This window comes from uncultured Cohaesibacter sp., assembly GCF_963556055.3.
Lineage (GTDB): Bacteria > Pseudomonadota > Alphaproteobacteria > Rhizobiales > Cohaesibacteraceae > Cohaesibacter.
On the sequence record NZ_CAUVYE020000008.1, the window covers coordinates 326,476 to 350,965 of the forward strand.

At 55.1% G+C, this 24,490-nt stretch carries 19 protein-coding genes; 15 read left to right on the top strand and 4 right to left on the bottom strand.

Annotated features, from left to right (window positions below; genetic code table 11):
• Positions 1 to 27: 27 nt before the first annotated feature.
• Complete coding sequence (locus ACHZB8_RS03640; RefSeq protein WP_316858755.1) at positions 28 to 711, bottom strand: nucleotidyltransferase family protein; 684 nt, start codon at positions 709 to 711, stop codon at positions 28 to 30.
• Here ACHZB8_RS03640 and ACHZB8_RS03645 point away from each other — a divergent pair.
• Complete coding sequence (locus tag ACHZB8_RS03645) at positions 710 to 913, top strand: hypothetical protein (RefSeq protein WP_316858756.1); 204 nt, start codon at positions 710 to 712, stop codon at positions 911 to 913. The two genes, ACHZB8_RS03640 and ACHZB8_RS03645, sit on opposite strands and share 2 nt — an antisense overlap.
• Positions 914 to 1,006: 93 nt before the next feature.
• Here ACHZB8_RS03645 and tsaE read toward each other — a convergent pair whose 3' ends face one another.
• The 3 genes from tsaE to ahcY form a co-directional block, all read right to left on the bottom strand.
• On the bottom strand, positions 1,007 to 2,596 hold the full coding sequence (tsaE, locus tag ACHZB8_RS03650) for a tRNA (adenosine(37)-N6)-threonylcarbamoyltransferase complex ATPase subunit type 1 TsaE (protein WP_316858757.1): 1,590 nt from the start codon (positions 2,594 to 2,596) through the stop codon (positions 1,007 to 1,009).
• Positions 2,597 to 2,765: 169 nt separating this feature from the next.
• On the bottom strand, positions 2,766 to 5,450 hold the full coding sequence (locus tag ACHZB8_RS03655; RefSeq protein WP_316858758.1) for an ATP-binding protein: 2,685 nt from the start codon (positions 5,448 to 5,450) through the stop codon (positions 2,766 to 2,768).
• A 530-nt stretch (positions 5,451 to 5,980) separates the two neighbouring features.
• Positions 5,981 to 7,372 carry an adenosylhomocysteinase gene (ahcY, locus tag ACHZB8_RS03660; protein ID WP_316858759.1) on the bottom strand — a complete coding sequence of 464 codons (1,392 nt, stop codon included), beginning with the start codon at positions 7,370 to 7,372 and terminating at the stop codon, positions 5,981 to 5,983.
• 339 nt (positions 7,373 to 7,711) lie between these two features.
• Here ahcY and ACHZB8_RS03665 point away from each other — a divergent pair, with 339 nt between their 5' ends.
• The 14 genes from ACHZB8_RS03665 (at position 7,712) to rpoN (ending at position 24,287) form a co-directional block, all read left to right on the top strand.
• Positions 7,712 to 8,404 (top strand): SDR family oxidoreductase, encoded by a 693-nt coding sequence (locus ACHZB8_RS03665; protein WP_316858760.1) that lies wholly within the window; start codon positions 7,712 to 7,714, stop codon positions 8,402 to 8,404.
• 4 nt (positions 8,405 to 8,408) lie between these two features.
• Positions 8,409 to 9,206, top strand: a complete 798-nt coding sequence (locus ACHZB8_RS03670; RefSeq protein ID WP_316858761.1) for a YdcF family protein — start codon at positions 8,409 to 8,411, stop codon at positions 9,204 to 9,206.
• A 210-nt stretch (positions 9,207 to 9,416) separates the two neighbouring features.
• Positions 9,417 to 10,829 (top strand): polysaccharide biosynthesis C-terminal domain-containing protein, encoded by a 1,413-nt coding sequence (locus ACHZB8_RS03675; RefSeq protein ID WP_316858762.1) that lies wholly within the window; start codon positions 9,417 to 9,419, stop codon positions 10,827 to 10,829.
• Between the two features lie 13 nt (positions 10,830 to 10,842).
• Positions 10,843 to 12,045: a glycosyltransferase family 4 protein gene (locus tag ACHZB8_RS03680; protein ID WP_316858764.1), complete on the top strand. Its 1,203-nt coding sequence runs from the start codon at positions 10,843 to 10,845 to the stop codon at positions 12,043 to 12,045.
• Positions 12,046 to 12,098: 53 nt separating this feature from the next.
• Positions 12,099 to 13,562 carry a hypothetical protein gene (locus ACHZB8_RS03685; RefSeq protein WP_316858765.1) on the top strand — a complete coding sequence of 488 codons (1,464 nt, stop codon included), beginning with the start codon at positions 12,099 to 12,101 and terminating at the stop codon, positions 13,560 to 13,562.
• A gap of 209 nt (positions 13,563 to 13,771) precedes the next feature.
• On the top strand, positions 13,772 to 16,246 hold the full coding sequence (locus ACHZB8_RS03690; RefSeq protein WP_316858766.1) for a GumC family protein: 2,475 nt from the start codon (positions 13,772 to 13,774) through the stop codon (positions 16,244 to 16,246).
• Between the two features lie 51 nt (positions 16,247 to 16,297).
• Positions 16,298 to 17,056 carry a WecB/TagA/CpsF family glycosyltransferase gene (locus ACHZB8_RS03695; RefSeq protein ID WP_316858767.1) on the top strand — a complete coding sequence of 253 codons (759 nt, stop codon included), beginning with the start codon at positions 16,298 to 16,300 and terminating at the stop codon, positions 17,054 to 17,056.
• Positions 17,056 to 18,237, top strand: coding sequence for a cellulase family glycosylhydrolase (locus tag ACHZB8_RS03700; RefSeq protein WP_316858768.1), 1,182 nt, complete (start codon positions 17,056 to 17,058; stop codon positions 18,235 to 18,237). The genes ACHZB8_RS03695 and ACHZB8_RS03700 overlap by 1 nt, the downstream gene beginning before the upstream one ends.
• Positions 18,238 to 18,357: 120 nt before the next feature.
• Positions 18,358 to 18,696, top strand: coding sequence for a hypothetical protein (locus ACHZB8_RS03705; RefSeq protein WP_316858770.1), 339 nt, complete (start codon positions 18,358 to 18,360; stop codon positions 18,694 to 18,696).
• Between the two features lie 261 nt (positions 18,697 to 18,957).
• Complete coding sequence (locus tag ACHZB8_RS03710; protein ID WP_316858771.1) at positions 18,958 to 19,578, top strand: ribonuclease D; 621 nt, start codon at positions 18,958 to 18,960, stop codon at positions 19,576 to 19,578.
• A 178-nt stretch (positions 19,579 to 19,756) separates the two neighbouring features.
• Positions 19,757 to 20,533, top strand: coding sequence for an LPS export ABC transporter periplasmic protein LptC (gene lptC, locus ACHZB8_RS03715; RefSeq protein WP_316858772.1), 777 nt, complete (start codon positions 19,757 to 19,759; stop codon positions 20,531 to 20,533).
• Complete coding sequence (locus tag ACHZB8_RS03720; RefSeq protein ID WP_316858774.1) at positions 20,530 to 21,132, top strand: LptA/OstA family protein; 603 nt, start codon at positions 20,530 to 20,532, stop codon at positions 21,130 to 21,132. The genes lptC and ACHZB8_RS03720 overlap by 4 nt, the downstream gene beginning before the upstream one ends.
• A gap of 369 nt (positions 21,133 to 21,501) precedes the next feature.
• Positions 21,502 to 22,305 (top strand): LPS export ABC transporter ATP-binding protein, encoded by an 804-nt coding sequence (gene lptB, locus ACHZB8_RS03725; protein ID WP_316858776.1) that lies wholly within the window; start codon positions 21,502 to 21,504, stop codon positions 22,303 to 22,305.
• Positions 22,306 to 22,691: 386 nt separating this feature from the next.
• Positions 22,692 to 24,287: an RNA polymerase factor sigma-54 gene (rpoN, locus tag ACHZB8_RS03730; protein ID WP_316858777.1), complete on the top strand. Its 1,596-nt coding sequence runs from the start codon at positions 22,692 to 22,694 to the stop codon at positions 24,285 to 24,287.
• Positions 24,288 to 24,490 lie beyond the last annotated feature (203 nt).

Genomic DNA, 24,490 nt, shown 5'->3' on the forward strand with positions numbered 1-24,490 from the left:
AGCAGTTCAAGGTGGCAGGACTGAAAATCAGTCGTACCGTCCACCGGTTGAACTTTCCTCAAGGGCTCTTTCTGCGCGTCTGATGTCCGAAGGAGTGCCAACATGCATCCACACCCCGTCCATGATCAGTCCGAACAACCGGCCATTCTTCATCGCCCTGTTGAATTCCTCGTTGAGAGAATGAGGCGTTGTCGGAGAGGCCTCGAAAAGACGGGGATGGAAAATGGCCGCGCCGCTATAGATATAGGGTGAGACTTCGTGCGCCTTGCGACGGCGTAGCCGCCCATAAGGGTCCATCAGGAAATCGCCGCGTCCGCGATAACCGATCGATGTAACGGTAGGCGCCAGCAAGAGGAGCCCGTCCATTGCCTTTTCATCCCAGTGCTGGGCCAGCAGATCGAGATTGTTCACCGAGCCTTCCATCCAGAAGCTGTCCGCATTGAGCAGATAGAAGGGATCATCTCCAAGCAACGGCAAGGCCTTCTTGACGCCACCACCGGTTTCCAGCAATTGCTCCCGCTCATCGGAAATCACGATGTCGAGATCGTCAAACTGCCTTGCGTGAATTTCGATAAGATCAGCCAGATAATGTACATTGATGATCGTGCGGGCGACACCAGCCTCTTTCAGAGCCTTCATCGGGCGGTCGATGATCGCTTGTCCGGCAACCGGGATCAGCGGTTTAGGCGTGATAGCAGAAAGAGGGCGCATGCGCTTTCCCATCCCTGCGGCAAGGATCATTCCGGTTGAGGGGCGACTGAAATTGCTCATGTTTGACGTCCGTTTGTCGTTTCTTGCTGCCTTGCCGGTGCTGGTTGCGGTTCGGAAAGGCCTTTTGTTGGCTAGCGCGTCTTGCCCCCGCGCGCGTGGTGAAATCATCTCCGCCGAGTGGGCACCAAGGGTCTATCGCTAATCTGGAAAAGTGTGAAGACCCTTTCGAAAAAGAATGGTGGCTAACTGGCTTTTCCTGTCGCTTCCCGACCTGCGGCAGGCCTGATTCCTGACCCTAGATCAGGTCTTCCCGTTTGAGCCAGTCCGCCAGCCCCGAAAGCGGAGGCGCTTCGAGCAGCCTGCGCAAATAGGAAAGGCTTCTTGGCATATGCTCAAGATAGACGGGGCGGTTGGCCTGATGGGCCGCACGCGCAAAGGCTCCGATATTCTTGAGAATGCGCTGCGCCCCGCACAGGCGATAGGCGATCATGAAGCGCGTGGTCTGCTCCTCGTCAAAGCCACGGATGGCCCGGTATCGCGCAAGCATCGCCCGTTCCTGCTCCGGAGGAATGGTCACTCTCGCATCCATCGCAAGAGCCGACAGGTCATAGGCGACAGGGCCAATGAGGCAATCCTGAAAATCGATAAAGCCCACATCAGGCACCCCGGCCTCCGTCTCGAGCCAGAAGCAGTTGGGATCCTGAACATCGCGTAACACAAGGCCTTGCTCGCTATTGCAGAGCACCTCAAGCAGAGGATGCCAAAGCGATGAAAATGCCTCCCGTTTGCTCGATGGGCATGATACTCCCTTGATATGAGGCCAATAATGATCGAGAAAGACGTCAAGTTCGACCAGGAAGGCCGCCTTGTCATATGACGCGAGGCGATGAAGGCCGCCTGATCCCTCAAAGACAGACGGGCAGGGCAACAGATGCAAACGCGCCAGCGCCTCGGTGGTCGCAAGATAGCGCTCTGCAAATGGCTCCTCGGGGCCCTTGGCAAGGGTCTCCGTTCCAAAATCCTCCCACAGCATCAGCCCCTCATCTGGCGCTACGCCATATCGATCGGGCACGTGCAGCCCCAGTTTCTTCAGCCCTTCACAAATGGAGAGCATGGGCGCAAGGCTGGTGACCCGATGGGCAACCAGATCATAAAGCCGACCATCTTCAAGTCTGGGACCCGGTTTGCGTTCCGGCATGTCCATCAGGATTGCGCGACAAGGGGAGGGGGCGTTGCCAGTGTCCGGAATTCGCAGGCCCTCGGTTTCTTCCGGTCGCAAGACGCGATCATATTGCCGTGGCGAAAGATCTCCAGCAATCGGCTTTCTCACACCATCGCCCCAGCCCGAGGCGATCAGCAAACGCCGTTTCTGGCAAAGTCGCTCAAGCCGCTCACCCCAGTTCCTGGAGCCAGAGAGGACAAGGCATCTATGGGTATCCTCGGTTCCGGGGGTGAAATGCAGCCACAGGCAGTCCTCCGGCAACAGCTCTTCAGCACGTTCTGGCCACTCCACCAGAACGCAGCCGGTCTCGGTGGCGTCTTCAAAGCCGATTTCGTAAAGCTCTTCGAAATCGCTGATCCGGTAAAGATCGAAATGGTGGATTTCCAGCTCATTCTGTTCGCCTGACATGGTGTAGCTTTGCACCAGAGTGAAGGTCGGGCTGGGCACTTCAAGCAAGGGATCTTCGGCCCGTGCGCGCAACAGGGCACGGGCAAAGGTGCTCTTGCCCATGCCAAGATCACCATCAAGGGCAAGAACATCGCCCCTGATCAACAAGGGCGCCAGATCGGCGGCCAGTGCCAGACTGGCTTGTTCATCGAGGGCATCGAAAGTGAACAGCCAAGGCTGATCACTCTGATCGCAAGAGGGGAAATTGTCGGGCATCGGCCATCCTGAAGCGAGGTCTGCTTATTGGATATGCATCTTTCAAGGCCACTTGATATAGCAGCCGCAACCATTTTGTCGAGCCCGAACAGGGGGGCAGGAGGCAATTCCATTTTCTTTTGATAAACGCATCCTGAAAAGACAGGCGGAAAGCCCGGACTGTCGGAGCCTATTCAGCCGCTTCATCGGAGCTTTCGGCAATCATTTTGGGCTTGATGGGAAAGCTGCATTCAACGCTCGTACCCTTTCCCTCATGGCTGGTGATGGTCACATGACCACCATGCAGCTCGACAAAACTCTTGACGATCGACAGGCCAAGACCGGCCCCGCCGCGATTGTTGCCCGCATTGCGGCTTTCGAACCGGTCAAAGGCAACATCCTTGTAATTGTCCGCCATGCCGCAGCCTTCGTCGCTGACGGTGAAGACAATGTCGTTATCCTTGCGATCCGCCAGAACGGAAATGGAGGATTCTTGATCGGAAAAGGCAATGGCGTTGGAAATGAGATTGAACAGCACCTGCCGCACGCGCTGGGCGTCGCCGGTAAACTCACCCATATTCTCGGCCACGGAAATGTCGAGCTTGATATTCTTCTCCGCGAGGCGATCCTGAAGCCCTTCGGCAGCCGCGCGGATGGAATCAACCGGATCCACCTGCGACAGGTCCAGCGCCATGATGCCCGCATCAATGGTGGCCAGATCCAGAATATCGTTGATGATGACCTTGAGCGATGAGCTGGAGGTGGCGATATGATCGATATATTCGCGTTGCTTGTCGTTCAGAGACCCGAAGGCCTCGTTATTCAGAAGGTCCGTGAAGCCGGCAATGTTGGTCAGCGGTGTACGCAACTCATAGGATACATGCTGAATGAAGGTGTTCTTCAACTGGTCGGCTGCAAGCAGCGCTTCGTTGCGCTCCTGAAGGTTGCGTTCTGCGGTGACGTTGGCCGTGATGTCCACAAAGGTCATCATGGTTGCACCGTCAGGCAGCGGAATGGAGGCATAATCGAGGAATCGACCATCGGCACATTCCATCCGCCCGATGACGCCTTCGCGCTTGTCCTCAAGCCCGACAACGCTGCCGATCAGTTTGGCCCAGACGGGTTGCTCGTCATATTTTCTGCGACACCATTCCAGCACCGCACCCACATGAGGCTGTTCTTCCAAAAGCTTGGGCTGGATCTCCCACTGCCGGGAGAAAGCCGGGTTCGACATGCGCAGGCGGCCATCGGAGCCGAACACCACGACCCCGTCATTGAGATGGTCGAGCGTTTCGCTCTGCATCCGGATAAGGGCATTGTAGCGTTTTTCCAGATCGAGCCGCTCGGTGACATTCTCGAAAATATAGGTCACGCCCGCATCGGGGTTGGGGGCAGAGACAACCCGCAAGGATTGACCATCTGGCAAATGCCACCATTGTTCGCGCGCTTCCACATCCCGGTAGGAGGAGAGAAAATCCGCTTTCCAGCTATGGAAATCCGCCTGTTCGGGCAGACAGCGATTGGTCCGCAGCTTCTCCAGAATGGTATTCTCATCCGGATTGGTATCCAGAAACGCCGGATCAAGCTTGAACTGGCTGCTATAGGCCGCATTGTAATACTGCAATTGCTGGGCGGAATCGAAGATGGCAACCGGAATCGTGAGCTGATCCATGGTGTTGGCATGGAACAGATGCATGCGGTCGAGAGCCTTTTCAGCGGCTTCCAATTCGGAAACGTCCGTGGCGATCCCAACCGAGCCGGGATGCAGATAGATATCGGCGACATCGAAAATCCGCCGTTGCCCCTGTACGATGATTGGCAATCGCTTGATCGTCAGATCCTTGTTGCCGCTGGAGCGAGCATGTCGGTCATGGGCCTGCAACACGGCCTCGCGGCCCCGCAGATCGAGAAGTTCGGTCTGATTTTCGAGAACCTCTTGCAGGCTCTCGCTTTCCACCGCCTTGAGATAGGCCTGATTGACCCAGGCAATCAGGCCATCATCTTCGCGGGTCCAGGCAGGCATCGGCATGCCATTGAGCAGGTTTCTGAGCCGTTGCAGTTCCTTGCCCTGCCGCGCAGCCTCATGCTCCATGTGAGCCCGATCCTGTTCGTCCCCTTCCAGAATGCGCAACTGCACCAGCGCTCGTGCACCCGATGTGCGTCCCCGGAACTCGACAAGACTGCCTTCAAGGGTTTGGGCAGACATAACGAAACGCTGACCGGTTGACCGCAACTGGATAACAGCCTTTTCGATCTCTGGCACGAAATCAGCCTGAAGCCAGTTGCCAAAGGCCAGAATGGCCTTGCCTTCCGGCAGCAGCTGGCGTTTGCCGGAAAGATGACCGGTCACCGTGGGGCTTTCGTCCGAGCCACTCCATATGATCATCAATTGATCCATGGCAGTGAGCAGGCTTTCCGCGCGGTCGAGCTTTGCCTGAAGGGTCTGAATGGCTTCCATGGCGGACAGCAGATGGTTGCGGCTGCGACGCCGCTCCCGAATGGCGGTATATCCCGCGATCAATGAGAACAAGGCCAAAGCGCAGATGAGGGCAAAGCCGATGATCTGTATCAGGTCGGGATTTTCGCCCAGATTGGACAGCAGGCTTGCCTGCCCAGGTTCGGGCAGGGCCGGGATCGAGGGTAGCAACGAATCTGTTACAGGGGCGGTTTTGGAAAAAAGCGCGTCTGCGGCCTCATTTCCGGCATCTCCCGTTTCTGCAAGAGCCGTCTGGATATGCAATCCACCCAGAAGTGCAGCAGAAATCAGCAGGGGCATCCCCCCCCTGTCCAGAATGCCGGGGATGGCATGGCTGGCTTTGTGCAAATCGAGACGTTTTGTTTTCTTGCTTTCTCCGAACAGGCCGCTCTCCGGCATCTTGCTCGTCCTTTCCGCCGCTGAGATCAACTGCTTTTACCAGTTGATCTTGTCTCAATTACTCGGGGACCAGTTGAATGTCGCCTGCTCACCCTGATCAGCCTTTGCTATGTTGCCTACGCCAACAGTGGTGTTTCAAACCTTGCATCCGGTTCCAATGCGCCCCTCGCCATGAAAGCGAAGTTGGTGAGCCCGGAGACTCCTCCCTCATCCCGGCTTTGGCTTTTCCCAAAGCCAACAGACGACCCCGGACCCGCAACAGAAGATCAGCCAAAATGGATCAGGAATAAACGCTATGGATACTGCTTGAAACTACGCCACTGTGATTTGGTTCGGGGCCTCCTCCGTTCCAAATCGAATCACTTTACGTTACCCTCTTCAGGACTCGGAAAGAAGAGTCCAGAGGAAAATTGCCGCAAAAAAAAGCGCCCTTTTCACATTGGAACAAGGGCGCTTCATTTCAAATGATCGGATCCGGCATCTAACCCTTTGGTTTTCCGCCAATCCTTAACATTCTGTTAATCGAGACATCAGTAGCGGTAATGGTCCGGCTTGAACGGTCCTTCCACAGGGACGCCGATATAGTCGGCCTGTTCCTTGCTGAGCTTGGTCAGTTTCACACCCAGTTTTTCCAGATGCAGCATCGCAACTTTCTCATCAAGCGGCTTGGGCAACACATAGACGTCCTTGCCATACTTGTCATGGTTCTGGAACAGTTCGATCTGTGCGAGGGTCTGGTTGGTGAAGCTTGCGGACATCACGAAGGATGGGTGCCCGGTGGCACAGCCCAGATTGACCAGACGGCCCTCGGCCAGCACGATGATGCGCTTGCCATCCGGGAATTCCACTTCGTCCACCTGCGGCTTCACATTGTGCCATTTGTAATTGCGCAGCGCACCGATCTGGATCTCGCTGTCGAAATGGCCAATGTTGCAGACGATTGCGCGATCTTTCATGCCACGCATGTGATCGTGGGTGATGACGTCCTTGTTGCCCGTTGTGGTCACGAAGATGTCACCCTGAGGCACGGCTTCTTCCATGGTCACGACCTGGTAGCCCTGCATGGAAGCCTGAAGGGCGCAAATCGGGTCGATCTCGGTGACCAGAACGCGCGCACCCTGAGAGCGCAGACTTTCAGCTGACCCCTTGCCCACGTCGCCAAAACCGGCAACCACGGCAACCTTGCCAGAGATCATCACGTCGGTCGCGCGTTTGATGCCGTCAACCAGCGATTCACGGCAGCCATAAAGGTTGTCGAATTTCGATTTGGTGACAGAGTCATTGACGTTGATGGCCGGGAAGGGCAGGTCGCCCGCTTTTGCCAGATGATAGAGGCGGTGAACGCCAGTGGTGGTTTCCTCGGAGACACCGAGAATACCGTCGCGGATCTTTGTGAACCAGCCCGGAGTTGCCTTGGCCCGTTTCAGGATCTGCGCCTTGACCACTTCCTCTTCCTCATTTTCGGGATTCGGAATGATGTCTTCACCGGCATCGGCCTTGGCACCGAGCAGCACATACATGGTCGCATCGCCACCGTCATCAAGGATCAGGTTCGGACCCTGACCATCTGGCCAGTCGAAAATGCGATCGACATAGTTCCAGTATTCCTCAAGGCTTTCGCCCTTGACCGCATAGACAGGCGTACCGCTGGCAGCAATGGCGGCTGCGGCGTGATCCTGGGTCGAGAAAATGTTGCAGGTCGCCCAGCGCACTTCGGCACCCAGAGCTTGCAGGGTTTCGATAAGCACGGCCGTCTGAATGGTCATGTGCAACGAACCGGTGATGCGCGCGCCCTTGAGTGGCTGGGAGGGGCCATACTCTTCGCGTGTCTGCATGAGGCCCGGCATTTCGGTTTCGGCAATGGCTATTTCCTTGCGTCCCCAATCGGCCAGGGACAGGTCTTTGACGACATAATCGGCCATACTGACTCCTTAAATATCATTGCGGTATCGCTTGACGTGACACCCAGTCATCCATATCGGTCAGGGCATGAGACATGGCCGCCTGACCTTGAGAATTTGCAACAGCTATACAGTGCAGGTCTCAATAAAGCAATAAGGATATAAAGAAATCTTTATATGATTAAATAAGAACAAAAATACCGGACCGGGAACGGCAAAATATTGGCTTGAACCATATACCGGCAATTTTTACGATTTACAGACAGATCAATGATAGCAAATGGATCTGAAAAAGCTGGCTCAGAGGCGCATGACAAAGCGCCCCGCCCAATCGGCGCGACGCAGACAGGAGATTGAAAAATGAAACAGTGCCTCATCACAGGTGCCAACCGTGGCATCGGGCTCGAACTGGCTCGCTCCTATCTGAGGCGCGGATGGCACATCCATGCCTGTTGCCGAAACCCGCAAAAAGCCGGGGATCTGCATCAACTGGTGGCCGACAATCTTGGCAAGGTGACCCTGCATAGCCTTGACGTGACAAAGGACGTCGCTGTTGCTGCCCTGGCCGAGACGCTGAAGGGCAAGCCCATCGATCTGTTGATCAACAATGCCGGTATCAAGGGAAGCGACAGGCAATCACTTGATGATGTCGACTATGGGGAATGGGCCGAGGTCTTTGCCGTCAACACGATGGCTCCCTTGCGCGTTGTTCAGGCTCTGCTGCCAAATCTCAAGGCGTCCGACAATGCAAAGATCGTGACCATTTCCAGCCAGCTCGGAGCACTCAGCTATCCCGGTGGGGGGCGCTACGTCTATCGCTCGACCAAAGGCGCGGTCAATATGGTCATGACCCTTCTGGCGCGGGACCTCAAGCCAGAGGGGATAACGTGTCTCTTGTTCCATCCCGGTTGGGTGAAAACCGACATGGGGGGCGAGCAAGCCGATATCACGGCCCGCGAGAGCGCCGAGGGCATTGCTTCGACGACCGATAACATGGGCCTCAAGGATACGGGGCGGTTTCTCAAGTGGAACGGTGAGTCACACGACTGGTAATGCAATGATCGCAACATTTTTCTATGTTCTTTCGAAAATCGTGGCCTTGCTGCTGCTGGTCGAAAGCTGGTTGTTCATCGGTATTCTCGTGTCCCTGATTGCCCTTTGGCGCAGGGCACTGGGCGTGGCAAGGGCAGTGCTGTCCCTGACCTTCCTTCTATTGGTCATCATCCTGTCGCCCTTGCCTGATATCGTCATGATGCGCCTGGAAACCGCTTACCCCGCCAATCCGGAACTCATCAACGGCGGACCGGTCGAAGGCATCATCATCCTTGGCGGCAGCATCATCCCCAGTCACACGGAACGCTGGCATCAGATCGAGGTCAATGCATCCGTTGAGCGGGTCATCGAAGCGGCAAGGCTGGCGCGCAGTCTGCCCGAGGCAAAGATACTGATTTCCGGTGGCAGTGCGTCACCTCTGGACATCGTCAGGCAAAGCCGGTTGCGCAGTGAAGCCGAAATCACGCGTGACCTGTTTGTCGATCTGGGATTTGACACCAATCGCATTCTCATCGAAACCGGCTCACGCAACACCGCCGAGAATGCCACACTGTCGGCCGCTTTGATCGGTGATGACAAGACAAAACGCTGGATTCTCATCACCAGCGCCTTTCACATGCCCCGCTCTGTGCGCAGTTTTGAAAGGGCGGGCTTTACCAATCTTATCCCCTATCCGGTGGATCATCGCACCAATCTGGCAAACACCGCTTTTAGCTGGTATCCGAAAACCAAGTTTCTCCGTGCCGACCTCACGATCAAGGAACTGGTCGGGCTCTTCGTCTACGGTCTGACGGGACGGTGAGCGCTTGGCGGTCTCCTGTCCGGAGCCGGAAGCCTTTGGCTGAAATCAAATTTTGCATTTGTTAAGCATAGTGCGTAACCGAAAATTTCTTAAAATATGACAGGATTGATCCATTGATGACATGAGCGTTCAAAAGGACCATGCGCTCCTCACAAGGTCCATTGGCTCATATGTCCCGTGTTTCGCGGGTGAATGCAGGTATTGATTTGAATGTCAGATATGGTTCCCTCGACGCCAAATGCAGCGATTGCCACCATCAAGCGGTTGATTGGCAACAAGGATGTCAGAGGCATCATTTGGGCCATGCTCTTGAAGGTTGGCAGTGCGGTCGTTGCCTTTGCGCTCTTCTCGCTTGCGGCCCGCTCGGCAGGGGCTGAAGAGTTCGGCCGCTTTTCCATCCTCTTTTCCGCGCTCTTCGTGCTCTCGGTCGTTGCCGTCGCCGGGCAGGAGATGCAGGTCGTGCGTTCCTGGAGCGAATATCTGGCCGAAAAGAGCCCGGGTCTTGCGTTGGGTGCCCTGCAATATGGCTGGTTCGTGACCATCGGCGGGGCTGCCATAATCGCGCTGATCTTGGCCGTCATCGTCGGCTTCGAGCCGTCGGCGCTGGCCGATATCATCGACAATTCGGGATATTTGATCGTAGCCGCCCTGGCCTTTCTGGTCTTCAACACATTCACGCTCTACAGTGCCCATGCGGCAAGGGCGATTGTCGGGATCAATGCCGGGGATGCCAATTATGAAATTACCTGGCGTGCTATCGCCGTCATATATCTGATCGCCTGCATGAGTGTTGGACATGCCGTCACGACAACAGAAATCCTGGCCGTTTTTGCCGTCGGTCTTTTTCTGGTGGTCTTCTCGCAAGTCTATCTTGTCGTACGAAATGTCAAAAAGGAAGTCGGCGATGCCAAGGCAGAATATCGATTGCGGGAATGGACGCCGCGCTCTGTCCGGCTATGGCTTGCTGCCGTCATGGAATCGTCCAACCAATATATGGAAGTCTTTCTGATCGGCCTCTTGCTCGATCCGATCGCCGCCGGAGCCTATTTCGTCGTCGTGCGTCTGGCCAATGCCTTTGCTCTTGCTGCCGGTGGGCTGCACACCTTCGGCACCCGCCGCGTCCCCGATCTCTATTTCTCGCGCAAGGTCGACGAGTTGAAGCAGACCCTCGACATGATGGCGGGCATGAGCCTGATCATTGTCGTGATCGGTCTGGCGGCTGTCGCCGCGGTCGGCAATTACATGCTGATGATCTTTGGCGAAACCTATGCGCAATATCACTGGGTCTTCTTGATGCTTGCGGTTGGCACCGGCATCAACGCAGCCAACGGTCCATCGCCCAGCTTCCTGATGTTTACCGGCTACGAAGGCCGTTATGTAACCATCGTCACCACCGCAGTGGTCATCCGGATTGTCGGCTTCTTCCTCATCATTCCGCATTTCGGAATCTACGGCGCAGCTGCGGTTTCAAGCGGTGTCATGATCGCCATGTCGATGGTCATCAATTACACATGCCGAAAATTCACCGGTATGGATCCCTCCATCTTGCGCTTCTTTGTCTCGAGCAAGGACAAGCCTCCTCCCGAAACGCAAGCACCTGACCTCATCCCTGAAGGCAACTGAAAGGGCGATTGACATGACCGAGTTTGCCAAGGTTGCAACATCTCGTGACGATGTTGCAGAGACCCCGCTCACCGGGCTGAAACCACGACCCCGTATCCTCTTCATCCAGACGCAGGCCGAGAATGCCGGAGCGCAGGAGATTTCGCGCCTGTTGGGGGAGGGGCTTGAACCGCGCGGATATGATGTCCACCATCTTTTCTTCTATCGCAAGACAGACGCGTTCGATGCTGCCCCCAAAACGATATTCTGCCGCGACAAAAGACCGGGAAATCCGTTTTCACTGCTGATTTTTTTCATCAGGCTCGTCTTTCAGATTCGCGCTCTCAAGCCCGATGTCGTCCTCACATTCCAGCATTATGGCAATCTGTTCGGGGCTCCTGCCGCGCGACTTGCGGGCGTCCGCCATGTCATTGCCAATCAGGTTTCCGCACAGGCGACCATGAATGACACCATAAGGAAGTTTGACAAGTTTTTCGGCAAGATCGGTCTGTTCGATGTCATTACGGTCAATTCCGTCGATACCGCCGGAGAATATGCCGATTTCCCGCCCGCCTACACCAGGCGTATCATTCATGTTCCCCATGGTTTCAAGGACAAGCGCTCGAAGCTCACCAAACTGGCGGCCCGCAAGAAATTCAAATTGCCTGAAGGCGTCATTCTGTTGGGCTCGGTTGCGCGGCTCAATCCGCTCAAGCGGCTCGATGTGGCCATCAAGATGTTGCCTTACAATGACTGCTGGCATCTGGTGTTGGGAGGGCAGGGGCCCGATGAAATGCGCCTGCGGGGCATCGCGAAAGGGCTCGGCGTCGAGGACCGGGTTCATTTTACCGGCGAGATGGAATCGAACGAGATCGGGGATCTCCTCGCTGCCATGGATATCTTTGTCTTCCCGACCGAAGCTGAAACCTTCGGTCTGGCGGCGGTAGAGGCTGCACAGGCAGGCTTGCCGGTCGTCAGCAATGACATTCCGGTTCTGAGGGAAGTGCTCCAGACCAGTGAGGGCCCCTGTTCCCTGTTTGCAAACAGCGACAATCCCGAAAGCTTCGTCACACAGGTGCGCTCCCTGCTGACCGATCAGGACTTGGCCAGACAGCTTGTTTCTTCCGGTCAAAAACTCAAGGCCATCTATTCCATGAGCGCGATGATTGATCGCTATGACAAGCTCATTCTGGATGTGGCTGAGGCAACGAAAGAATCTGGGGAGTTGCCGGTTTAATGCTTTGCTGCCTATATATTGATCCGGCCCACTGCCGCCGCTGGCTTGGGCAAATGGCGCGTGATCTGGAGGAAAAATCGGGAGCACAGGTTGCCATTCGCAGCTCAATACCCCAACCCTATCCGACGTATATCGAGCGCTTTTTGACCTTCGAAGAAGGGCTCTATCCCGCCAACAAGGCAAATGGGGCAACGCGCTGCGACCTTGGGGATCTGGAGACCGAATTTGCTCAGACTGTGAGCGCCCAAAGGTTCGATCTCGTCATTGATCTGGTGGGCGACGGTCATGCCCCTGATGCGTCCCGGCACTTGACCATTCTGTTCAATGGCTATCCCGGAGCAACCGCCCTGTTGGCCTCGATCATGCAGACAGGCATGCCCCAGATTGCCTTGAGAGACAATGAGGGACAGATCGTGGCGACTGCCATGCCTTCGGGCGAGCTGGCTGCCGGTGCCTTCGGGGCCATGGATCAGACATTTGCCCGCGTCATTACGCTTTTGCGAGCCTATCTTGGCCATCCCGACCGCTGGCTTCAGCCCCTTGTCGAGAAACGGGCAGATTTTCCTTCTCAGGCTCATGTGACCAAACGCATGGCCAAAGCGGCTTTCATCTTTTACCTGAAAAAAGGCTATTACCTTTTCTTCCATTTTGGCCATTGGCGCACGGGTTGGCGCTTTGTCACTGATGAAGATGTCTGGAGCCGCTTTTCTCTTGATGGCGAAAAGTGGACGGTCCTGCCAGATCGCGATTTGCGCTTCTATGCGGATCCTGTGCCATGGCAGGTCGGAGATCGCTATTATCTGTTTTTCGAAGATCTTGATCGCACCACCCAGAAGGGCGTCATTTCTGTGATGGAATTCGATGACAAGGGACCGACCGGTCCGGCCCGACTTTGTCTGGAAGAACCGTTTCACCTATCCTATCCGTTCCTGATAGAGCATGAGGGCGAGATCTACATGATCCCTGAAACCGCTCAGAACAGGGATGTTGCGATCTACAAGGCAACCAATTTTCCCTTTGGCTGGAAACGGGTCAAAGTCATCCTGAGTGATATCGATGCCGCCGATGTGACCCTTACCAGACAGGATGGCCTCTGGTGGATCTTCTGCGTAACGCGGGACGGAGCAGGCGGTTACTCCGATTGTCTGTCACTCTATTATGCAGATGACCTGTTCGGTCCCTGGCAGCCCCACGCGCAAAATCCTGTTCTGATTGACAAGGCAACCGCAAGACCCGGTGGCAATTTTCTCCGCAAGGAAGGGCGCCTGCTTCGCCCCGTACAAGACTGCTCGATTTCATATGGTGCAGCCATGCAACTGGTCGAGGTCACTCATCTCTCGCCGGAGCATTATGAGCAGCGCTCACTGGCAAAGCTCGCACCCAACAGCCACTGGCCCGGTCGAAACCTGCATACGCTCAATCGTGCAGGCAATCTCGAAGTGATCGACGGCATCATTCTGAGGCCGAAATTCAACCCTCTCAAGCATCTTGCAAACTGGTTCTACAGGCCGAAATGACCCGCCAAAGACGTCGCGCGATCCGAAGGCCGGTCCAGGGGGGGAGCAGGTTCGCCGGTCTGACAGTCGGCCGCATCTTTTTACAGGCACGGTGCGCAAAAACCGATTTATGGTTAACCAAAACTCAATATCATCCCCTGATACTGCAAGCATCGATACATGTGGCCATGCGCCATTAATGCATAAGTATGCAGTTGCAGGAATGGGTAATGTTCGGACGCAGGAAAACCAGATCGGATTTGGATTGGACGCCGGATCTCGAAGACGAAACGCCTGAAACGGAAATGCTGTCCGGTGAAGTGGACAGGCATGATCCACCTCTCAAAAGCGAGCCGGTGGACAAAGCTGGCGCACTTGCCTGGTCTCCTCAGGCTGATAATGACCAGTTTGCCATGCGCAATGGGCTCATTCACCCTGCCTCCATCATCCGCTTCATCCGCAAACAGGCGCTGCTGATCACCGTCGTTGCCATTTTCGTGACGCTTTCCGGTCTCTCGATCTATCACTTTCTGCCCGAAAAATACGGCACCAGCGCGCTCGTTCTTGTCGATCCGCGTCAGCCACGGGTTACGGATAGCGAAAATGTTCTGGCCGGTATCGGTGGCGATGCAGCGGCTCTGACGAGCTATGTCCAGATCATGAACAGCGTCGGCTTTCTCTCTAAAGTCGTCGATGAGTTGAATGTCAAGGATGACCCGGACTATGAAAAGGCCCGGAACAAGACAGAGCTGATCTCGATGTTCCAGAGCAATCTGGCTGCCAACAGGCAGGGGGCGACCTATATTGTCGAGGTCTATTTCAAATCCGGCAGCAGGGAAAATGCCGCCAAATATGCAAATGGAGTGGCAGAAGCCTTTATCCGGGATCAGAAAAACTATCGCAGTTCCGCCAATCAGGAAGCCTCGCGCTGGTTATCCGAACGCCTGAAAGAACTGCATTCGAACCTCAAAAAATCAGAGGAGGCGGTCGCCGCTTATCGTGCTCGCAATGGCTTTGTCGATGCAGGCGCTCAAGGCTCGCTTGATGATCAGCAATTGACCTCTCTGGTGAGTCAGCTGTCCGCTGCGACCACCGAACTGGCTGAGGCCGAGGCCCGTTATGATCAGGCCCGCAAGGATGGCATTCCTTCTTCTTCGTCGTCTTACCAGTCTGCCGAATTTGCCAATCTGGATCAATTGATGCAGGAGCAGAACCGCCTGCGTCGTGAAGCCGCCGAGCTCAACCAGACCCTTGGCTCTCGCCACCCGAGAATTCTGGCCAACCGGCAGCAGCAAACCACTATCGCCAATCAGATTCGCAAGGAGCAGAACCGACTGGTCGGTCGTGCCAAGCAGTCTTACGAAACGGCGATGGCCAAGAAGCAGGCCCTTCAGGCCCAGCTCACCGATGCCCGCCAACGCTCCATCGAGCTGAACAAGGCCCGTGTTGAACTTGACAATCTCGAACGCGAGGCAACCGCGAACCGCAATCTTTATGAGCAGTTTCTTGCCCGCTACAAGATCACCGATGAGCAGAGCCAGTTTCAGTTCAATGAAGCACGTCTGGTCTCCGAAGCACCGGTTCCCGTCCGTTCGACGAAACCGACAATCAAGATCGTTGGGGTTGGTCTGATCTGTCTTGGTTTTGGCTTTGGTCTTCTGGTGGCGCTTCTCAAGACGGCTTTCTCTGCCGTGCCGGCCTATGCTGAATGGGAGCATGCAGACCATGGGCGAGACGCGGCATCCCGTGCCTCTTCACGCTCGGGATTTGACGGAGCGCGGCAGCTCGATGATGCCCATGTCTCGGCCCGTTTCAGTTTTGACAGGGCCGAGTTCCCGGCCGTTCCTTCGAGGAAAAGAGCCCCGGCTGCTCGGGCAGGCGAGCCACTCAAGGCCGAGGCCGGTGTCAAGGGTGAAGACCAGCCCTCCGCTCCGACCGAACTTGACGCGACTGCCGATGTTGCTGCCATGTCCCAACCGGATCAGACTGACGAGAAACCTGAGCATGTCGGGCACCCGTCAGAACCGGCGAGCCGCGAGCCGAATGATGCCCCCGACCGGCGGGTTACAGGATTGCGAGAGGATCCGGTCATCATCCGACTACCGCGCCGCAATCCCGCTCAGGGCAATCTCTTCGCCCCCAGTGCAAGTGCCGAGGCACATTTCAAGGCCATCGACAGGTTCATCGGCACCGAGCTTTCAGACGATAGCAACCTGACGATGCTGATCACCACCGCCCAGCCCGGTGACGGTTTGGCCATCGCATCCGACATCATTCTGGACTTCGCGATTGAAAAAGGGTTCCACCCGGTTGTCATCTCGCTTCAGGACCGTCCCGACCAATGGCCCCGTGTTGCCGGAGCAAGCCAGCTTCCCGAGCAGGCAACGCGCATCGAGGAATATGAGAATTTCGACTTTGTGCCCTTCGTTTCCAAACAGGGATTTTCCAGTCCCGAAGGTCTCAGCAACATTCTGTCGAGCGAATTGTCCGAGCTGATCAGGATTTGCGGAGAGACCTACGGGTTTGTCATTCTGGAAGCCAGACAGATTCTCAATCCGCGCACTCTGGAAGATCTGATTGATCTGGCCGATCAATCACTTCTGGTGCTGGACAAGGCGGATCGCGACGAGGCAGACCTTGCCGACTGGCAGGAATGGGCTCGCGAAGCCAAGGTCGGTCTGATTTTTGATCAAACTGAAAGTTAAGTCTTTCCTGATATAACCTCTCTTCAGGGTGCAAACCAGTTGAGGGGACTGATGAAGGACATTCCAGTGATTACTGTGGGCGGTCTGCCAATCGCGATTGAGACTTGCGACGAAGCAGCCCGGACCATGATTGACCATGCCGTGGCCGCTCGGGGAAAAATGGAGCCGCCGCTCTATGTCACCTCGGCCAACGGGCAGGTGCTTTCTTCATGCGCAAGCAATCCGGAAATCCGTGAGCTGTTTCTGAAAGCCGACATCATTCATGCCGACGGGGGGCCCCTTGTCCAGGCTTCCCGCTATCTGACCAAATGCCCTTTGCCCGAGCGAGTGGCCACCACAGATCTAGTGCATGACACGGCCCGGATGGCGGCGGCTGAAAAGGTGACTTTCTACTTTCTGGGAGCCACACAGGACGGGATCGAAAAGGCGGTTGCCAACATGAAACAGCTTTATCCCGATCTTGATTTCGTCGGATATCGCAACGGATATGTTGCCGAGGATGAAGAGGCCGGTCTCATTGAGGAAATCAACAAGGTCGCGCCCGATATTCTCTGGATCGGAATGGGGGTGCCAAGAGAGCAGCAATTTGTCGTGCGCAATCGCGAACGATTGACGGGCGTCGGTGTGATCAAGACCAGTGGTGGCCTGTTCGACTTTCTTTCGGGCAAGAACAAGCGTGCCCCGGACTGGATGCAAAAGGCTTCTCTGGAATGGGCCTTCCGCATCTGTCAGGAACCCAAACGGCTGTTCTGGCGCTATCTGACGACCAACCCCCATGCCATCTGGTTGCTGCTGACAAGGACCCGATAATGGCTGCGTCTGGCAAATACAAACATCAATTTCGGTCGCTCTTGCTTTCGAGCGTGCTGGCGCTGTGCTTTCTGACCTTCGCCGCCATGGCCGCACCTTTCAAGGCGGGCTTTGATCAGTGCGGGCCATCCCATGCCTTTGCCCCGAATGGCTCGGATGCCCGGTTTGCAAGGGGATTCAATCTGCCCAATTGGGATCCGGGTTATGAAGGTTACAAACCGGACGATGGTCTTCTGCGGCAATTGCGTGAAATGGGCTTTTCACACATCCGTCTGCCGGTCAGTCTGGAAAGTCTGGTGGGGCGCTATTCTTCAAAGGACGGGATCGAAGCCCAATTGTCGGCGCTTGGGCAAATGATCACAAGGCTGGTGGCTCTGGACTTTGCGGTCTCGGTTGACCTGCTTCCCGATCAGCCCTTTCAGATCACGCACAAAAACCGGCCCGATCTCGGTCTCGCCTATCTCGTCGAAGCCTGGGACAAGATTGCCGCAATCTCGGAAGGCTGGCCTCAGGAGAGCGTATATTTCGAATTGCTCAACGAGCCGATACCGGATCAGGATGTCTGGTGGCCACAGGCCCAGACCCTTGTTCACCATCTCAATCGCATCGCGAAAGGGCGAAAGCTGATCATCGGCCCGGCGGTTTTCCAGCGCCACGAGGTGCTGATTGCGTCCGAACCGCTCAATGGCGAGAATCTGGTCTATGCAATTCACTATTATGATCCTTTTCTCTTCACCCATCAGGCGATGACCTGGGAAGAGGGGTCGGCGATCAGATTTCTTCGTCAACTGCCCTTTCCTGCGGACGCACAAAGCCCGGCAGTTGTGGCGCAGATCGAAAACATGAAGGCAAGAGGGGCTCCCGATCTTGTCAGGGCGCTTCAGGAAACGTTCCAACAGCCGTGGAACGCGGCGCGCATCGCCACAGATTTTGCAGCCCTGGGGCAATGGTCAAAGCATCACAAGGTGCCGGTTATCGTCAATGAATTCGGTGTCCTGGACTTTGATGTCGATCGCCGCTCCCGGATCAACTGGCTCCGGGCCGTGCGTCTAGCAGCCGAGAAAAACTGTATCGGCTGGGCCCATTGGGATTTCTCCGATGGGTTCGCCATGGTCAATCCGCAAACAACACTGCCTGATCCGTTCGTCATGGATGCGCTATTGTCGAATCGGGAAAAATAGCGAGCCTGAACAGCGTAGAACCGGTACATCTCACCCTTTGCGACAGGGCTTCTGGCCATGATAGACTGAAGGCTCAAAAGCGTTTGGCTGCCATCCCTTTTCATCGCAAGGAGACATGAAATGTCAACAAGATCGCAGACAGCAATTCTCGCTCTGCTTTTGCTCCTTCTTCTGCCTATCTCGTTTATCGGCAAGGCCCAGGCTTATAGCGGCGAGCTTTATTTTGTTTGTGGGCTCAATCCTCACGGCGACAATTTTCTCTCTCTGCGCACCTGCGGATCCACCCGATGCGCCGAAATCATGCGTCTTGGCCCGGATACGCCCCTGCTCAGTTGGGAACCCTACGGCACCAATGGGTGGCGTCAGGTTGATGTCCTGCCCTATCCGACCGCCCCACAAGGGGGCAATTATCCTTCAGGATGGGTTTTCGAGCGTTACATCTGCCCGGATCGTTACTGACCGGAACAGATCGCGGGCATGTTCAATTTGTTGGTATTTATTAACGAATTGCATGCCCTTTGCGTTCAAACATGTGTAACAGTGTGACAATTCCCGCATATTGCCTCAAACTCGTCCGCAATGCTTGAAGCTCTGAAACGAACCTTCTATGGTGTCGCCAGAAATCGCGATCCCCGGGATGGCGGTACCACTTTGTTTCTCTTCACAAGGGCGCAAGCTCAAGGGCGCGTTTCTTGTCAAATTCCAGGAAGTTATAAATCAATGGTTATTCGGCTGCATCAGGGAGATCTTCCCAACCTCAACAATTATGACAATGTTTCAGCTGTTGCCATTGACACCGAGACGATGGGCCTCAACCCGCATCGGGATCGCCTCTGTCTGGTGCAGCTGTCTCCCGGAGATGGGAGCGCGGATCTGATTCAGATCGCCAAGGGCCAGACCGAGGCCCCCAATCTGTGCACGCTTCTTGGCAACAAAAATCTTACCAAGATTTTCCATTTCGCCCGCTTTGACATTGCCGTTCTCTACCATACCTTCGGGGTGATGCCTGATCCGGTTTTCTGTACCAAGATCGCTTCCAAGCTGACCCGGACCTATACTGATCGCCATGGTCTGAAGGATGTCTGCCGCGAATTTCTTGATGTCGATATTTCCAAACAGCAGCAAAGCTCCGATTGGGGTGCCGATACCCTGAGCGACGCCCAGAAGCGATATGCCGCGACCGATGTTCTGCATTTGCATGGCTTGATGGGCATCTTCCGTGCTCGTCTGTCGCGGGAAGGCCGCAAGGATCTGGCGCAATCCTGCTTCGACTTCCTGCCAACGCGTGCCAAGCTTGATCTGGCCGGTTGGGAAGAAATGGACATCTTCGCCCATTCCTGAGGCGAATCTGGCCTCACGCACGACATGTGTTCAGAAAGAGCTAGAAACCGGTGGCAGACCAGCGGCTGAGGTCTGCCTCGTCCCCGCCTTTGATACCCCCAGTTTGATTGTGCCATTGCATAATTTTGCCGTTTTTCCTATTCAGTGATCGAAGCATTCGAAAAAGGGGTCATTGGAAATGGACAAGCGCAAACGGAATGCCCAGTTCCATGAAGAACCGGAGAGAAGGGATGCACGCGCTTTGCGTGGTTCGGCTGAGTTTGGCGCCATGCGCGATCAGGCAACCAGAGCCCGCATCATCAGCGCGCATGAGCAGGAGCGCGCCTTCAAACGGGCAAAGCGGCACTCGATTTTCGTCAAGCTCATGAAGTGGAGCTTGCCGATGATCAATATCATTGTCGTCATCGGCTTCATCGTCTGGGTCACCGAACAGAAGCCCGCCGAGTCCAATGAAGAAATCCAGATCAAGGAGGCAAGTTTCAAACAGCAGGAACTTGTCATGCTCAACCCCAATCTTAACGGCTATTCCGATGATCGCGCCTATCAGGTGATTGCTGCCAGAGCAACGCAAAAAGCGGATAAGCCCAACATCATCAATCTTGAACAGGTTGATGCGCGCATTACCGATGAAAAAAAGCAATGGATGACGGTTACATCCAGGACCGGTCGATTTGATCAGGACAAGGAATATCTCGATCTGAAAGGCGCGGTCGATGTCAACTCATCGCTGGGCTATCAGCTCAAGACCGAAGTCGTCAATGTGAGAATGAAAAAGGGATGGCTGCAAACCCGGACGCCGGTAGAGATCACATCCAAGGATATCAGGCTGACGGCGAAGCGTCTGACCGCTTTCAACAATGGCGAGCATGTGACTTTCAAGGGCAACGTGCGCCTTCATATTTCCGCCGAGGCTGCAAACGGGAAGTCTGCTGAGACAAAGGAAAAAAGCCAATGATGCCGAGTTTGTCTTCTCCGGCAACCAACAGAAAACGGCAATGGGCCAATCTGTTTCTGCCCCTCTGTCTTTGGGTGTTTCTTATATTGCTTCTGTTGCCGCAGGGGGCCAATGCCCAGGGCATGGCAGATGTTGCTTCGGGCTTGCGTACCGACCCCGACGCACCGATCGAGATCGAGGCCGATCAGCTCGATATCTATGACAAGGAAAAGGTTGCCATCTTCAAGGGCGATGTTCGCGCCGTGCAGGGCGATACGACCCTGCTCACGGCGACACTGACCATTCATTATGAAGGGGGAGGTGCGGGCACGGCCCAATCGATTACGCGCCTTGAGGCCCATGGCGGCGTGAAGGTTATCCAGCTTGATCAGCAGGCAAGCGGCAACTCCGCTTCTGTCGACATGGACAAGGAAATCATCATTCTCAACGGTGACGTCGTCCTCACTCAGGGCCAGAATGTGCTGCGCGGCAAGAAGTTGATTGTCAACATGCGCAACGGTGCTGCCCAATTGGTATCCGATCAGGTGCCGCAGGGCGCAACAGGGACCAAAAAACGTGTTCAGGGGCTTTTCATCCCGAACAGGAAGCCAAAAAAATAGCGACAGATCGGCAAACTGGCTCGACAATCAAGGCAATTGCATTTAAGAGCTTTTTCAATAGGTAAAGCCTTGCATTTACGATGGTCACCGCTCTGGAAATCGCGGGCAGGAGAGCTGGAAATCCGGATGATGCAGAAACAGATCTTTGTTAGCAAACATGGCTCGCAAAGGTTGGTGCGGACAAGGAAATTGCAATCTGTTAGTGTGGTCGGGCAAGCCCGACGACTGGTCCCGGATCCGGGGCTTGATGTTGCTCTTCACCGTCTGGCAAGGTTAGGATGTTGCGATCCTGTGGAATCATGGCGCTGCTCGTGATTGGCCGATCCGGCTGAACAGGTGTAGCGCTTAGGGAAAAGTGTATAACCGCTCATGCAAGAGTTTGACGATCTGACCAATGCCGACGTGGCAGAAGACCGACAAGCCCCGTTCGATCCGCTCGAACAGGACGGCATGGGCTGGATGGTCGTGCACAATATCGGAAAAAGCTACAAGAAGCGGACGGTCGTGACCTCTGCGTCTCTTGCGGTTCAGCGTGGCGAGGCGGTTGGACTGCTCGGCCCCAATGGAGCGGGCAAGACCACCATTTTCTACATGATTACGGGCCTTGTCCGTCCGGACAAGGGCTATATCTCGCTCGATGGCTACAATATTACCAGACTTCCCATGTATCGGCGTGCCCGCCTTGGCATCGGATATCTGCCACAGGAAGCCTCCATTTTCCGCGGGCTCAGCGTGCAGGATAATATCATGGCGGTGCTGGAGCTGGTCGAACCCAAGCGCAAGCGCCGCAAGGAACAGCTTGATCAGTTGCTGGAAGAATTTTCCATCGCCCATTTGCGCAATTCCATGGCCATTGCGCTTTCGGGCGGGGAAAGACGGCGTCTTGAAATTGCCCGTGCCCTTGCCTCGCGCCCCTCTTTCATGCTGCTCGACGAGCCATTCGCCGGTGTTGACCCGATTGCTGTCGGCGACATTCAGGAGCTGGTTCGCCACTTGACCGCACGCGGCATCGGCGTGCTTATCACCGACCATAATGTTCGGGAAACGCTCAGCCTCATCGACCGGGCCTATATCATTCATTCGGGCAATGTTCTGACAAACGGTACGCCCGATGAAATCATTTCAAACAGTGATGTGCGCCGACTTTATCTTGGCGAGAGTTTCTCCATGTAGGGCACGATAGGGCATAGACCCGACCGTAGGCGTTCTTTGCCCCGATATCCTCGATATCCAACAATCAAGCATATGAAATCTCGATATTTTTCTTGATGTGACATTTTGAATATGCAAACGGTAACAAGACTGATATAAGTAGCAAGCAAGACTTGTACCAATTACCGATACTTGGCCGATTATGTTCGGCATATGTGATGAAGTTTACGTGATATGAGCGTTTTGTCTGAAAATGTCGGTAAAATAACGGCAAGGGGCAGGGTTTCGGCAAATTCACCTTTGCGTCCATGAAGAACGGCCTGAAACACACAAAGACAAAATCAAGGAAACCAGCGTGAACAACATCAACGCTGCAAGGCTTTGAACAGGTAGGGACCCACTTAACTATGGCTTTGACACCCAGACTGGATATGCGCCAGAGCCAGTCGCTGGTAATGACGCCGCAACTGATGCAGGCTATTCAGTTGCTGCAAATGTCCAATCTCGATCTCGTCGCCTATGTTCAGCAAGAGCTGGAGAGCAACCCCTTGCTTGAAGCGGTCAGTGATGACTATCCAAGCGACAGGGAGACGATGGGGCCAGACATGGCTGGTACGGACGACAGCGGACGGGATCTTTCCGATGCCGGAGCCGGATCAGACAATGCCAACATGGCTGAAAGCTCTGGTGAAGCGGCTCCGACCCCGGATCTGTCCGAGCAGCTTGGCGATGAACGCCCTGAACAGATGGATGCCATTTCCAATGATCTTGATGCGCGTCTGGACAATGTCTTTCCAGATGATGCAGGCTCTGCCGAGCAAACCGGGCCGAGCCTGAATGATCCGTGGATGTCCACGCCCATGCGCAATGGCGGGGCCAATCCCGACTATGATCTCGAGGCTGTGCTGGCTGGTGAAACGTCTCTCTCCGATCATCTCGAGCAGCAGTTGATGACAAGCATTCAGGACCAGAGAGGCCGAATTATCGGGCAGTTCCTGATCAACGAGCTGGACGATTTCGGCTATCTCCAGACAGATCTGGCCATGGTGGCCAATCGGCTTGGTGTCGAGGAAGCGGAGGTCGCTGATGTTCTGGATATTTTACAGACCTTCGAGCCATCAGGAGTGTTTGCGCGCTCGCTTGCCGAATGCCTGGCGTTGCAGCTGAAGGAAAAGAATCGCTACGATCCGGCAATCGCCGCCCTTCTTGACAATCTGGAGCTGCTGGCAAAGCGCGATTACGTGGCCTTGCGCAAGCTATGCAATGTCGATGACGATGATATGGCGCAGATGATCAGCGAAATCAGAGCGCTCAATCCACGCCCCGGCAGCGCCTTCGGTCATTTGACGGTTCAACCTGTCGTGCCTGATGTGTTCGTCAGGCAGGCGGCAGATGGTAGCTGGAATCTGGAATTGAACAGCGAAACCTTGCCGCGCGTGCTGGTCAATCGAAGCTATTATTCGCAGATTACCGAAAATGCGACCGGCAAGAAGGAAAAGGAATTTCTCGTCGATTGCCTGCAAAGTGCCAATTGGCTGATCAAGAGCCTTGACCAGCGTGCACAAACCATCCTCAAGGTGGCAACCGAGATCGTCAAACAGCAGGATGCCTTTTTTGCATATGGTGTGACCCATCTCAAACCGCTCAATCTTCGCACGATCGCCGACGCCATCCAGATGCATGAAAGCACGGTCAGCCGCGTGACCTCGAACAAGTATATCGCGACCAACCGCGGCACATTCGAAATGAAATATTTCTTCACTTCGGCCATTTCCGCGACCTCTGGCGGTGACAATCATTCCGCAGAAGCGGTCAAGCATCGAATCAAGCAGGCGATTGACGGGGAAAGCGTGAATAACATTCTGTCCGATGATGCGCTGGTCAAACAGTTGCGAGGGGCAGGGGTGGACATTGCCCGCCGCACGGTCGCCAAATACAGAGAGGCGATGAATATCCCTTCATCGGTGCAGCGCAGGAGGGAGAAGAAAGCGGCTCTGGGCTGAAAATGTCAACAGATGGCCGGGGCCGTTGCGGACTGTGGCGCAAGGCCTGCCCGCATGATGTGAAACATGGACTGAACTTTCGTCAAGGACGTCTTTGATGCAAGGCGCAAAAGGACCCTGGAATGCCGAAATTGAAATTATATTTTGATATATGATTTCTTTGAGTAATTTTATTAACAAAAATTAAGATTATGTGTTTGTTA